A 12,188-nucleotide genomic window follows, 5' to 3' on the forward strand; every position below is an offset into this window, starting at 1 on the left:
CCTTAAGGCAAGACAGTGTGAATCAGTGATTCGGGAAGCTCTTCTCCAAAAGCACGCTGATAAAATTCTGCGACAGTTGCCCGTTCCAATTCATCGCATTTATTTAAAAAGGTTAAGCGGAAAGCAAAACCAACATTTTGAAAAATTTCAGTATTTTCTGCCCAAGTGATGACAGTACGCGGGCTCATCACTGTTGAAAGATCCCCATTCATGAAAGCTTGGCGCACCATATGGGCCACATGCACCATTTTTGAAATTATTTTCTTTCCTTCAGCTGTTTGAAAAGATTTAACCTTTGCAGAAATAATGTCTACCTCATGATCATGGGAGAGATAATTTAAGAGTGTCACAATAGACCAGCGATCCATTTGTGCTTGATTAATTTGCTGCGTGCCATGATATAATCCTGTCATGTCTCCAAGACCAATGGTATTGGCTGTAGCAAAAAGACGAAATGCCGGATGCGGGGTTATAACACGGCTTTGATCAAGTAAGCTCAGTCGCCCAGAGGTTTCCAACACCCGTTGGATCACAAACATAACATCGGGTCTTCCTGCATCATATTCATCAAAGACAAGGGCGACATTATTTTGATAAGCCCAGGGCAAAATGCCCTCTTGAAATTCGGTAATTTGTAGACCATCCTTGATAACGATAGCATCTTTTCCGACTAAGTCGATGCGGCTAACATGGCTATCGAGATTAACACGAATACAAGGCCAACAAAGACGTGCGGCCACTTGTTCAATATGCGTTGATTTGCCTGTGCCGTGATAGCCAGAAACCATAACGCGGCGGTTAAAAGCAAAACCCGCCAAAATCGCTAAAGTTGTTTGCGGATCAAAAAGATAATCAGGATCGACATCGGGAACATGTGGGCTTTTTTGGCTAAAAGCGGGCACTTGCATATCCGTATCAATCTTAAAGATATCACGAACGCAGAGCGTGATGTCAGGCATGTTTTTGTTGGCAAGATTTGTTTGTGTCATTGTTTTTGAAAGGCTCATTATTTTGCTTTAAAAAGCATACAAAACATAAAGTATTTATGCAATGCTCACGATAAAATGAGGCTTTAATGCACAAGGAGCCCTTAATATACATAAGGATAAGGACAAAGGATAATAAGGAATGGGTAAGAACAAAAGGGTGAGGGACTTTGTATTTTATAGTGTTGGTAGAAATTAATTATTATTCAGGCGTGAAAGCAGGATTATTTGCACAAAAACTGTTTTTTAATTTGTTGATGAACTTGTTTTTTAACATAAACCAGATTTTTTCAGCAAATTATAGGCGTTCAGAACATCACTAAAACGTTCTTCTGAAGAACGGTTGCCGCCATTAGTATCAGGATGGTGCTTTTTGACCAGCTCTTTATATTTTACTTTGATATCTTGAGCTGAAGCATCTGCTTGTAAGCCTAAAGTTTCAAAAGCTTTAGCTTCTAAGGGTTTTAATTTTCGTGTATTTGTTTTGGCTGCATGGCGTTTATTAAAAAGACTAAAGGGATCACGTATACGATTTTGATAAGCGGCTGTTCCGGAGCGAATCGTTGCATAGTGAGCAGCAGCTTTTTTTGATGTGCTATTGTTCAATCCGCTAGACCATGTTGGGCGATGTCCTGTAAGGGCATCTTTTTGAAACTGTGCGATATCTTTATCACTAAGGCCTGAAAAATAATTAAAATTCTTGTTGTAAGCACGTACATGATCAATGCAGAAGAAAAGATATTGCCCTTCGCGATTGCGACCTGCCGGCGCTTTGTGTGTGCCTGTTTTTTCACAACTTTCCCATTGACACTTTTGTGTTTCTAATTCAGCCTGTCTTTTTTTATTGGAACTGATACGAATTGAATCAAATAATTTAGATGTGATTGTCATGTTTTTGGTTTATGCAAAATCAACTTGTTTGACAAGAATTGACTTTTGAAAAATTTATTTTCACATGTATTTTATCTGAAAAAATAGCAATAATCTCCATTTTGTGTAGGAAAAGATGTCCACTGAAGTTCAAAAAAGAATCGAAACAAAATTATGTGAGGCGTTTTGCCCACAAAAGCTTGAAGTGATCAATGAGAGCCACCTTCATGCTGGACATCATCATGGAAACCATGCTTTTGATGGTCAAGGTGAAACACATTTTCGTGTGAAAATTCTGTCTTCTTCTTTTGCCAATATGACTCGGGTAGAAATACATCGGGCGATTTATAAAGTTCTGCAAAAAGAATTAACAGAAAATATTCATGCTTTGGCGCTAGAGGTTGAAGGTATGTAATCCTCTGTTTGTGCAAAGCTTTTGTTAAGCTAAAAATTTCTGTTAGGCACGGGGATGTGCTTTTTGATAAATGTCTAATAAGCGGTCTGAGTCAATTTCTGTATAGACCTGCGTTGTCGATAAAGAAGCGTGGCCGAGCAATTCTTGAATAATACGCAAATTTCCCCCACGCGACAAAAGATGGGTTGCAAAAGAATGGCGCAATGCGTGTGGTGTTGCAGTTTTTGGTAAGCCAAGGCTGGCACGTAAATTTTGTACGGCGCGTTGAATGATGGCGGGTTGCAAAGGGCCGCCTCTAGCGCCGCGAAACATGGGTTGATTGTCTCCTAAAGGATAAGGGCAGCATTTGAGATAAGTCTCGACACTTTCATAAACAGTTTTGATAAGAGGGACAAGGCGTGTTTTCCCCCCTTTTCCAACGATGGAAAGGCTTGTTACGTTGGGATCAGAAAATTGTTTTGGAGTGAGTGCTAAGGCTTCTGATATGCGCATGCCACAGCCATAAAGTAGTGTTAAAACAGCAGCATTACGCGCCGCGATCCATGGTTCATCTTCTTGTTGATTGCCTTGTTTAACGATAGTGAGTGCGGCTTTCATCGTTAAAGTTTTTGGCAATGATTTTGCATATTTGGGTGTTCGAACAAGTTTAGCAGCAGGGACATCAACAAGATTTTCTCGGGATAAATAATTGAAAAAAGAGCGCATACTCGCCATATTTCGGCTCAAAGAGCGAGTGCTTACCATTTGTTTGCGACGATAGGCCATGTAAGAACGTAAATCGGCTACCTGCAAATCAGCAAGGTCATGATATGTTGGCTTTCGTCCTAAATGTTGACACAGAAAAAATAAAAATTGCCGTGTATCACGCTCATAGGCTTCTACTGTTCGTGTTGCCATGCGGTGTATGTGCAAAAGGCTCTCGAGCCAGCTTTGCCTTGCTGCTAAAACAGCGTCATCTGCTGGGACGAGAGAAATATTTTGGCCTTTTCTGCTGTCATTTTTAGGAGGCATTTTTAGTTTAGAATTTTTCTGTTTTGTTCAGATTTTGTGTCATAAGCATGATCATCTTGTTTATTCTGTTGCACGGGATGAGAGGTTTGATTTTCAATCTTTCGCGACAGTATTTTAACAAGATTATTCATTGACATAAGGTGAGCAAAAATTAGTCCTAAAAAGCCATTTTTGTGCAATTTAGCGAGTTGATGAGCAGATAATTTATTAAGTTTTTCTTCATCAACAATCCAAAAATCTTCTAATTGTGCAGATACCCCTTTGTCGTTTTTAATGTGGATTGTTTTTTGACTAAAAAGATTCATCTCAACGAGAGCGTCAGTAAATTCAGCCGTTTTTTCCATGGCTATTTTAAAACTTTCAAGAAAATGAATACGTTCTTCCATGAAGGGTGAAAGAGATCCATCTGAATTGAAGAGATTGGTTCCTTCAACTTCGTTAAATGTTCCCGGCTGCTGATCAAAGCAAACAGAAAGTTCTTTTTCATTGTGGATTTGTGCAAGAATAAAAGGATAGCGACGAACAAAAGCGGGGATATACATGTTTTGTTGCCAAGTTTTATCAGCTGTGATGAAGTCATTTTCTTCATTTGAAAGGCCTACAAGAGCAATGGATGTGTAGTGCCGTTTTTGTTGTTCATCTTGTGCACTCATAAACAGGATAGGATAGTCTAACGCTGCTTGAAAATATTCACTGCTTGCTAAAGGAAGCCAATGAGTATTCTTTGCGAAAGACATATTGTTCAAATTATTGAACTTAAGGTTTTTATGAGTCACCTTATTGAGAGGGATAATATTTTTGTAAAAAAGCATAACGTTAGCCATAAGACTTCTCCTTCTTATTACTTTTTACCATAGAAAGAGCACTTTTCATAAGATTATTGAATGACTAAATCTCATAAAAGATAATAAATATATAATAATTTTTCGTTTTTAAAATAGATAATATTGCACATGGAACATAACAAAAAAGAACTTAATAAAGCAGTTTTGCTTGCTGTTATTAGAGCTGCACATGGCATAAGGGGAGATGTTGTTGTTAACTTATTGGGTGCTGAGCCGCAGCGTTTAAAGACTTATGGGGTTCTTTATGATGATAAAGGACGACTTTATGAAATTGTATCCATGCGTGTTCACAAAAATAACGTGATTGTGCGTTTTAAAGGGGTCGATGATCGTAGTACTGCGGAGGCTTTAAAGGGAGTTCAGCTTTATATTGAGCGAGACCAGTTCGCCGATGATTTGGACACGGATGAATTTTACCAAATAGATTTAATCGGGCTTCGTGTGTATGATAATACTAATCAGCTTCTTGGAGAAGTGAGTGGTTTTTTTAATTTTGGAGCAGGCGATCTGCTTGAAGTGCGTCTCATTTCTCACAAGACCGAGCTTATCCCGTTTAGTAAGGCGGCTGTGCCGGAAATTTGCGTTGCTTCTGGTTTTCTTGTGGTAGATCCGGTGGCAGCTGGTTTGTTCAGTGATCCTCATTCATTCAATGATTTGGCGTTAAATGATCTGGAAAAAGGATAAAAGAGGACATGCTTTGAGCAGATTATCAAAGAAGGAGCAGGTATTAGGAATGACATTTCAAGCACATGTTGTAACACTTTATCCTGAAATGTTTCCAGGAGTGCTCGGGCATTCTTTAGCGGGGCGCGCTTTAGAGCGGGGAATATGGTCTCTGAATACGGTGCAGATTAGGGATTTTGCTTTGGATAAACACCATAGCGTTGATGATACGCCCGCTGGTGGGGGAGCGGGTATGGTGATGCGGGCAGATGTTTTAGTCGCTGCGATTGATCATTGCCCCCCCGATTTGCCAAGAATTTTATTAAGCCCGCGCGGGCGTCCTTTTAACCAAGCTCATGCGCGTTCTTTGGCTTCTGATAGGGGGGTGGTTTTGGTGTGTGGTCGTTTTGAAGGCGTGGATGAACGGGTACTACAAGCGCGGAAATTGGAGGAAATTTCCATCGGTGATTATATTCTTTCAGGTGGAGAAACGGCGGCTTTGGTTCTTTTAGATGCTCTTGTGCGGCTTTTACCCGGTGTGATGGGAAATCAAGCTTCTGGAGAGTGTGAAAGTTTTGAGAATGGGTTGCTCGAACATCCTCACTATACGCGTCCTCCTGTTTTTGAAGGGCTTGAGATTCCGCTTGTACTAACATCAGGTCATCACAAAGCGATTGCAGACTGGCGTCAAGAGCAGGCTGAAATGTTAACACAGAAACGTCGGCCAGATCTTTACGCTATTTATAACAAAAATCGCCGGAAAACTTGATTCATTTTAAAAGATAGTGTATTGCACAACGCATTTTAAGAAATGCTTTCTGAGAAAAGGCTTTCTGTGTATCCAAAAATCAAGAAATAGTGTATTCGCTCCTGTGAAAGCATAGCCTACGGAATATCTTTGTTGTGTAAGAAGAATTTTTTCGGCGAGAGTTGAGCGCTCTGACTGTTCGAGAAGAACATGAAGGATGAAAGAAATGAATATTATCGCGCAGCTTGAAGCTGAACAATGTGCAAAAATTGCAGAAAAACGCCAACTGCCAGCTTTTCAAGTCGGAGATACAGTTCGTGTTATGGTGCGTGTGACGGAAGGAACGCGTACGCGTGTGCAGGCCTATGAAGGGGTGTGCATTGCACGTTCAGGATATGGCTTCAATGAAAATTTTACCGTCCGTAAGATTTCTTACGGTGAAGGTGTAGAACGTGTGTTTCCATTTTATTCCCCTTTGATTGAGGGGGTTGAACTCGTTCGCCGCGGGAAAGTGCGTCGTGCAAAGCTTTACTATCTTCGTGCTTTAAGAGGGAAGGCTGCGCGTATTGCCGAAAAGAGAGACTATCGTAAGAAAAATGTGCAGATAGTTGAGGAAGAGGTTGCTCCAGCTGTTGAAGCAAATGTTGAAACAACAACAGCCGAATAATTTATAGAAGTTAAATTAGTTTTTTCTAAAAATTGACATAAAGGGCAGTGGTGACTGCCTTTTTGCTTTGAGGGGTACGGATACTCAAAAAAGCTTTTAAAAGATAAGGAAAATCCTTATTTTGTACTCTGTGGAGGGTAATGATCTCATGGTCACGGGGGCTATCGTTTCATCGAATCGGCATTTTTGAAAGCGGTTCAGGATAGCAAGAATGTTATGCTATTTTTTGTTGCGAGAATGGTTACAACGGGAGCTGCTGCAAGTGTAGTAATTGTGAGGTATTTTTTGATATTTAAAATGTTCTTTACTGTGTTAAAAGAAGTATTTCCAAAAAAAATACATATTTATGTTCAAGAAATAATGTTCATCCTTTGACGTGAAGATAAAATTGTACTAAACAGATTTTGCAGTTTATAGCTGTCTGATAATCGGTTTTTTGTGCGCGACCTTTAATCCCGTCATTTAAGTAGCCGACCTGTAATGTGAGCCTTTTATAGGTATCAAATAAGTGGAAACGGTAATGCACTTGGTTGTGTTGTACGAGTTTTTTCGCTTATGATGAAGATGTAGTGAAAGCCAGGTCAGGATATATTGTATGACAGAGATAATCACGATGAAGGATCGTCCTCGTTCTCCCCATGTAACTATTTATCGTTGGTCTATCACAATGGCGATGTCGATTGCACATCGTATAACCGGCATAGCGATTTATTTTGGGATCTCTCTCCTTGCGATTTGGCTTATGGCCATTGCTTGTGGGGAGAGTGCATTTAAAACAGTTAATGAAATTTATGGGTCTTTTTTTGGGCTTTGTGTCTTATTTCTTTGCACATTTGCTGGGGTTCATCACATGGTGGGCGATATTCGTCACCTTATTGGAGAGTTGAAGCCTTGTCTTCTCGACAAAAAACAGGCCAACTTTATTGCTTGGGCAAATATTTTTATTTCCTTTAGTGCCACTGTCGTTATTTGGGTTATTGGGTACAGTGTTGCTTAGCAGGGGTTAAAGAGAAGTATGAAAAAAAATCTTCGAACAGAACTTGGAAAAGTGCGTGGTTTGGGCAGTGCGCATAAGGGAACAGAGCATTTCTGGGTGCAGAATTTAACAAGTTGGATTAATATACCTCTTTTGATATTTTTTATTATTTTGATGATTTCATTGGCTGGAGAAGATTATAGCACGATTCATGCGCGGCTTTCACATCCCGTTATTTTGGTTTTTATGGTGTTGACAGTTTTTTCAAATCTTTATCACATGAAACTTGAAATGCAGGTTGTCATTGAGGATTATATTCCGCATAAAATTATCCGGATGTTCTTTCTGATTTTGAATATTTCATATTGTTGTCTTATAGGCAGTTTAATTATTTTTGCACTGTTAAAAATTGCATTAGGGGTTTAAGAGCATGGCAAGCAAGAAGGCATCATCTCGAGGTACCAAAGCGAAGAATGCCCCTTATCGCTACGTAGATCATGAATTTGACGTTGTTGTTGTCGGCGCAGGTGGTGCTGGTCTGCGTGCAACTCTGGGTATGGCTGAGCAGGGTTTAAAAACGGCGTGTATTACAAAAGTTTTTCCCACCCGGTCACATACGGTTGCAGCACAAGGCGGTATTGCAGCGTCGCTTGGGAATATGGGGCCTGACAATTGGCAGTGGCATTTATATGATACGGTGAAAGGGTCTGATTGGCTTGGTGATACGGATGCCATGGAATATTTGGTGCGCAATGCACCCGCTGCTGTTTATGAGCTGGAACATTATGGGGTTCCTTTTTCACGCACGCAAGAAGGCAAAATTTATCAACGTCCTTTTGGGGGGCATACGACGGAATTTGGGGAAGGGCCACCGGTTCAGCGCACATGTGCTGCAGCTGATCGTACCGGACATGCTATTTTGCACACGCTTTATGGGCAAAGCTTAAAACATAATGCGCAGTTTTTTATTGAATATTTTGCGCTTGATCTCATCATGACCGATGGTGTGTGTACAGGTGTTGTTGCATGGAATTTGGATGACGGTACAATCCACCGTTTTGCTGCCAAGATGGTTGTTCTTGCCACGGGGGGGTATGGGCGTGCTTATTTTTCAGCAACATCAGCTCATACATGTACAGGCGATGGTGGTGGAATGGTTGCGCGTGCTGGGTTGCCGCTGCAAGACATGGAATTTGTGCAATTTCACCCAACAGGGATTTATGGTTCTGGCTGCTTAATTACAGAAGGAGCACGCGGTGAAGGAGGGTATTTGATCAACTCTGAAGGTGAGCGCTTTATGGAGCGTTATGCACCTTCCTTTAAAGACCTTGCTTCACGCGATTTGGTTTCGCGTTGCATAACGCTTGAAATTCGTGAAGGACGCGGTGTTGGAGCTAAGAAAGATCACATCCATTTGGTGCTCCACCATATTGATCCTGCTATCTTGCATGAACGTTTGCCAGGAATTTCTGAATCAGCGCGCATTTTTGCCGGTGTAGATGTGACAAAAGATCCAATCCCCATTCTACCGACGGTTCATTATAATATGGGTGGTATTCCTACCAATTATCATGGGGAAGTTTTAAATCCGACACCTGATTCACCTGATCATGTTCAACCAGGGTTGATGGCAGTTGGTGAAGCAGGATGTGCATCTGTTCATGGTGCTAACCGTTTGGGTTCAAATTCATTAATTGATCTTGTTGTGTTTGGGCGCGCAGCAGCAATTCGTGCTGGTGAAGTGATTGATCGTGATGCAAAGATTCCTCCTATTAATGAGGAGGCTGTCGACAAAATTATGGCGCGTTTTGATAAATTGCGCTTTGCCAATGGGCATATCCCAACGGCTGAGTTGCGTGAAAAAATGCAACGCACAATGCAGGAAGATGCTGCTGTATTCCGTACGTCTGATTCCTTAAAACAAGGGTGTCAGCGAATCAGTAAAGTTTGGGAACAGCTTTTTGATCTTAAAGTCACCGATCGTTCGATGATATGGAATTCTGATTTGGTTGAAACACTAGAGCTTGAAAATTTGATGGCTAATGCTGTCACAACTGTTTATTCCGCAGAAGCGCGTTTAGAAAGTCGTGGTGCGCATGCGCGTGAAGATTATCCAGAGCGTGACGATAAAGAATGGCGTCGTCATACATTAGCGCACTTATCCAAAGATGGAAAGGTAACATTATCCTACCGGCCTGTTCATGTTGACCCATTAACAGCTGAAGAGGATGGTGGGATTGATTTGAAACGCATTGTGCCTAAAAAACGTGTTTATTAAAGGGGAGAATGAGTCATGGTTCAAATTAAACTTCCCAAAAATTCTCAAGTAAAAGCTGGCAAGGTTTGGCCAAGACCTGAAGGGGCAAAACAGCTAACAGAATTTCAGATTTATCGGTGGTCACCGGATGATGATGAAAATCCCCGTCTTGATACCTATTATGTGGATCGTTCTGCTTGTGGTCCGATGGTTCTTGATGGTCTTTTATTTATTAAAAACCATATTGACCCGACGTTAACACTGCGCCGGTCATGCCGTGAAGGCATTTGTGGTTCATGTGCTATGAATATTGATGGAACCAATACGCTGGCTTGTACCAAGGGGATGGATGATGTTAAGCATCCGATAAAAGTTTATCCACTTCCCTCTATGCCTGTTGTGAAGGATTTGGTCCCTGATTTAAAGCATTTTTATGCACAGCATCGTGTGATTGAGCCTTGGTTACAAACGGTTTCTCCTGAACCTGCTAAGGAGTGGTTACAAAGCCATGCTGATCGTCAAAAAATTGATGGTCTTTATGAATGTATCCTTTGTGCGTGCTGTCAAACTTCATGTCCGAGTTATTGGTGGAATGGGGATCGTTATTTAGGGCCTGCTATTTTGTTGCAGGCGTATCGCTGGATTGCAGATTCACGCGATGAAATGCGTGGTGAGCGCCTGGATAATTTAGAAGATCCTTTCCGGCTTTATCGCTGTCATACAATTATGAATTGTATGCAAACATGTCCAAAGGGCTTAAATCCAGCGAAAGCAATTACTGAGATTAAAAAGCTTATGCTTGAGCGCCGCTTGTAAAATTTTTTGTTACAATATAAATTTGTCACAATAAAAAACAAAAGGCTAAAATCTTGCTCAAGAAGAGTGCTGCGATGGGTAAGTTTGTTGCTTAAACAGCTCTCTTTAGGTTTTTTTCTGATGAGCTAAAAATCAGAGGGCTGAAATTTTTCTCAGGCCATTATTGAGATTAAGAAGCCTCTATTTAAGCATATGCCTTTAAAGCTTTTCTGGTTATAGAAGAGCTAGAGAGAGGCCGATCGTCTTTTATGCATGGGCTTGTATAATATAGTGTATACGTTTTCTCTTTTCTTTTGAGGTTTCATGTTGAGAGATGACACCCAGATTTATGGCGTCAGATTTGTTTTGAGTGACGCTTTTAGGCCGTATCACACATACACAAGCTTTTGACCCTGAACCCTGATGACAGGCTTAGATTAATCCTGATGGAGCAGACAGTGTAATGAAATAATAAGAGGAGGAGGTATGAAATGAAGAGATCATTTATGCTGATTTAGAGCATTTAGAGCAGCGGTTCCTCTTGGATTGATTCTAGTAAATATAGTTAATGGGATAAGCAAAAGGCACGAAGGTGCCATTTATGCTGATTTAGAGCGGCAGTCCTTGTAAAAGGCGTGGCATATTGGGGGTAAGACCGGCGGCTTCCTGAATGATTTTCTGTTTTATTTTTGGCATCTGATTAACCAATCCAAGGCCGATATCACGGAACGTGCGCAAGACAAAAGTATCATTAGAAAAGAGCTTGTTGAGCCAATCATTACTGAAGGCCATCCGCACAATTTTAGGGCGTCGCCAGCTTTGATAGCGCTCAAGAGCGACAATGGATCCGATATCAAGACCCAATCGTGCTGTTTCAATAATGATTTGCGCTAAAGCAGCGCTGTCGTGCAGCCCTAGATTTAGGCCTTGTCCGGCAAGAGGGTGGATCGTGTGGGCTGCATCACCGATGAGAGCAAAGCGAGGAGTGATGCAATCGCGTGCTAAGGAAAGGGCTAAGGGAAATCCTTGGCGTTCGCCGTCCCAAGAGATTTTTCCAAAGTAGGAACCCATACGTTTTTCAAGTTCTACTACAAAAAGAGGGGCCTCCGCTTTAAGATAATATTGAGCAGTTTGATGATCTTCCGTCCATACAATAGCAGATCGATTGCCTTGAAGAGGTAAAAGAGCAAAAGGGCCAGCTGGAAAAAAATGTTGGATGGCTTGACCATGATGGGGTTTTTCATGGTCAACTGTGCAGAGGATGGCTGTTTGTTGATAAAGGTGAGAAAAGCTTTTAAGCCCTGCCTTTTCACGCAGTTTGGAGCGTGCTCCATCCGCTGCAATGAGCAATTGTGTTTGCCAAATATCTCCATTGCTTAAGGTCACAGCCATGTGTTGATCTTTAAGGTGAAAGTCAACAACACTAACATTTTCAATGAAAGGGATCTGCAGGTCTTTTGCGCGTTTTCTCAAAGAATTGATGAGCTTTTCATGTTCAATCACAGCAGCAAAAGCCTCGTTAGGAGCAACATCGCCCTCGAAAGTTAAAAAACTTTGTTTGATGGGATCATTTGGATGCGCATCAGTGATTATCATTGAATGGATGGGCTGAGCATGGGGTTTAATCGATTTCCAGCATCTTAACTGTTCAAACATACGAATAGAAGAGGCTGTGATGGCTAGTGCCTGTATGTTTTTAGAGGATGTATTTTTTTGAGAGAGTGCATCAACAATGTTAATGCGCAATTCAGGTGCGGTCTGCTTGAGTGCGACTGCAAGAGTTAGGCCAACGGTTGCACCGCCTGCAATTAGGAGATCGCAATATTGTGTATTTTCATTGACATCAGAAGAGATCACGCTCTTTTCCTCTTATGTGCAGCTCGTTAATTTTGAGATTAAGTGGGTATTCATATCATTTTTTTGCAGTCTGAAAAAGAAATTGTTATGAGGATGGT

The 12,188-nt window shown here is 41.2% G+C and carries 13 protein-coding genes; 8 read left to right on the top strand and 5 right to left on the bottom strand.

What is annotated here, in order from left to right; all coding sequences use genetic code 11:
• Positions 1-2: 2 nt before the first annotated feature.
• Together cobS and BARBAKC583_RS00405 are read right to left on the bottom strand one after the other, a co-directional pair.
• A complete protein-coding gene (gene cobS / locus BARBAKC583_RS00400) occupies positions 3-989 on the bottom strand; it encodes a cobaltochelatase subunit CobS (protein ID WP_005765822.1) in 987 nt (328 codons plus the stop codon).
• A 267-nt stretch (positions 990-1,256) separates the two neighbouring features.
• Complete coding sequence (locus tag BARBAKC583_RS00405) at positions 1,257-1,877, bottom strand: J domain-containing protein (protein ID WP_005765824.1); 621 nt, start codon at positions 1,875-1,877, stop codon at positions 1,257-1,259.
• Between the two features lie 115 nt (positions 1,878-1,992).
• Between BARBAKC583_RS00405 and BARBAKC583_RS00410 the strand changes: the two genes are divergently transcribed.
• On the top strand, positions 1,993-2,271 hold the full coding sequence (locus tag BARBAKC583_RS00410) for a BolA family protein (RefSeq protein ID WP_005765825.1): 279 nt from the start codon (positions 1,993-1,995) through the stop codon (positions 2,269-2,271).
• 42 nt (positions 2,272-2,313) lie between these two features.
• Here the strand turns inward: BARBAKC583_RS00410 and BARBAKC583_RS00415 are convergent, their stop codons facing one another.
• Both BARBAKC583_RS00415 and BARBAKC583_RS00420 read right to left on the bottom strand, forming a co-directional pair.
• Positions 2,314-3,282: a tyrosine recombinase XerC gene (locus BARBAKC583_RS00415; RefSeq protein WP_005765827.1), complete on the bottom strand. Its 969-nt coding sequence runs from the start codon at positions 3,280-3,282 to the stop codon at positions 2,314-2,316.
• A 2-nt stretch (positions 3,283-3,284) separates the two neighbouring features.
• On the bottom strand, positions 3,285-4,106 hold the full coding sequence (locus tag BARBAKC583_RS00420; protein ID WP_005765829.1) for a SapC family protein: 822 nt from the start codon (positions 4,104-4,106) through the stop codon (positions 3,285-3,287).
• A gap of 129 nt (positions 4,107-4,235) precedes the next feature.
• On the opposite strand from BARBAKC583_RS00420, the gene rimM reads away from it, so the two are divergent.
• The 7 genes from rimM (at position 4,236) to BARBAKC583_RS00465 (ending at position 10,254) form a co-directional block, all read left to right on the top strand.
• On the top strand, positions 4,236-4,811 hold the full coding sequence (gene rimM, locus BARBAKC583_RS00425; RefSeq protein WP_011807247.1) for a ribosome maturation factor RimM: 576 nt from the start codon (positions 4,236-4,238) through the stop codon (positions 4,809-4,811).
• Between the two features lie 49 nt (positions 4,812-4,860).
• Positions 4,861-5,559 (top strand): tRNA (guanosine(37)-N1)-methyltransferase TrmD, encoded by a 699-nt coding sequence (gene trmD, locus BARBAKC583_RS00430; RefSeq protein ID WP_005765833.1) that lies wholly within the window; start codon positions 4,861-4,863, stop codon positions 5,557-5,559.
• A gap of 205 nt (positions 5,560-5,764) precedes the next feature.
• A complete protein-coding gene (gene rplS / locus BARBAKC583_RS00435) occupies positions 5,765-6,205 on the top strand; it encodes a 50S ribosomal protein L19 (protein ID WP_011807248.1) in 441 nt (146 codons plus the stop codon).
• 595 nt (positions 6,206-6,800) lie between these two features.
• Positions 6,801-7,202 (top strand): succinate dehydrogenase, cytochrome b556 subunit, encoded by a 402-nt coding sequence (gene sdhC, locus BARBAKC583_RS00450; RefSeq protein WP_005765837.1) that lies wholly within the window; start codon positions 6,801-6,803, stop codon positions 7,200-7,202.
• Between the two features lie 18 nt (positions 7,203-7,220).
• Entirely contained in the window at positions 7,221-7,607 is a 387-nt protein-coding gene (gene sdhD, locus BARBAKC583_RS00455) for a succinate dehydrogenase, hydrophobic membrane anchor protein (protein ID WP_005765839.1), read from the top strand.
• Positions 7,608-7,611: 4 nt separating this feature from the next.
• Positions 7,612-9,459: a succinate dehydrogenase flavoprotein subunit gene (sdhA, locus tag BARBAKC583_RS00460; protein WP_005765841.1), complete on the top strand. Its 1,848-nt coding sequence runs from the start codon at positions 7,612-7,614 to the stop codon at positions 9,457-9,459.
• A gap of 15 nt (positions 9,460-9,474) precedes the next feature.
• On the top strand, positions 9,475-10,254 hold the full coding sequence (locus BARBAKC583_RS00465) for a succinate dehydrogenase iron-sulfur subunit (RefSeq protein ID WP_005765843.1): 780 nt from the start codon (positions 9,475-9,477) through the stop codon (positions 10,252-10,254).
• A 588-nt stretch (positions 10,255-10,842) separates the two neighbouring features.
• Here the strand turns inward: BARBAKC583_RS00465 and BARBAKC583_RS00470 are convergent.
• Positions 10,843-12,087, bottom strand: coding sequence for a ubiquinone biosynthesis hydroxylase (locus BARBAKC583_RS00470; RefSeq protein WP_044051782.1), 1,245 nt, complete (start codon positions 12,085-12,087; stop codon positions 10,843-10,845).
• Positions 12,088-12,188: the final 101 nt, after the last annotated feature.

It is taken from the genome of Bartonella bacilliformis KC583, from assembly GCF_000015445.1.
Lineage (GTDB): Bacteria > Pseudomonadota > Alphaproteobacteria > Rhizobiales > Rhizobiaceae > Bartonella > Bartonella bacilliformis.

What these genes read in the sequence shown, in the direction of transcription:
- cobS (WP_005765822.1), bottom strand. Translation starts at nt 989, where the DNA reads ATGACACAAACAAATCTTGCCAACAAAAACATGCCTGACATCACGCTC.
- BARBAKC583_RS00405 (WP_005765824.1), bottom strand. Translation starts at nt 1,877, where the DNA reads ATGACAATCACATCTAAATTATTTGATTCAATTCGTATCAGTTCCAAT.
- BARBAKC583_RS00410 (WP_005765825.1), top strand. Translation starts at nt 1,993, where the DNA reads ATGTCCACTGAAGTTCAAAAAAGAATCGAAACAAAATTATGTGAGGCG.
- BARBAKC583_RS00415 (WP_005765827.1), bottom strand. Translation starts at nt 3,282, where the DNA reads ATGCCTCCTAAAAATGACAGCAGAAAAGGCCAAAATATTTCTCTCGTC.
- BARBAKC583_RS00420 (WP_005765829.1), bottom strand. Translation starts at nt 4,106, where the DNA reads ATGGCTAACGTTATGCTTTTTTACAAAAATATTATCCCTCTCAATAAG.
- rimM (WP_011807247.1), top strand. Translation starts at nt 4,236, where the DNA reads ATGGAACATAACAAAAAAGAACTTAATAAAGCAGTTTTGCTTGCTGTT.
- trmD (WP_005765833.1), top strand. Translation starts at nt 4,861, where the DNA reads ATGACATTTCAAGCACATGTTGTAACACTTTATCCTGAAATGTTTCCA.
- rplS (WP_011807248.1), top strand. Translation starts at nt 5,765, where the DNA reads ATGAATATTATCGCGCAGCTTGAAGCTGAACAATGTGCAAAAATTGCA.
- sdhC (WP_005765837.1), top strand. Translation starts at nt 6,801, where the DNA reads ATGACAGAGATAATCACGATGAAGGATCGTCCTCGTTCTCCCCATGTA.
- sdhD (WP_005765839.1), top strand. Translation starts at nt 7,221, where the DNA reads ATGAAAAAAAATCTTCGAACAGAACTTGGAAAAGTGCGTGGTTTGGGC.
- sdhA (WP_005765841.1), top strand. Translation starts at nt 7,612, where the DNA reads ATGGCAAGCAAGAAGGCATCATCTCGAGGTACCAAAGCGAAGAATGCC.
- BARBAKC583_RS00465 (WP_005765843.1), top strand. Translation starts at nt 9,475, where the DNA reads ATGGTTCAAATTAAACTTCCCAAAAATTCTCAAGTAAAAGCTGGCAAG.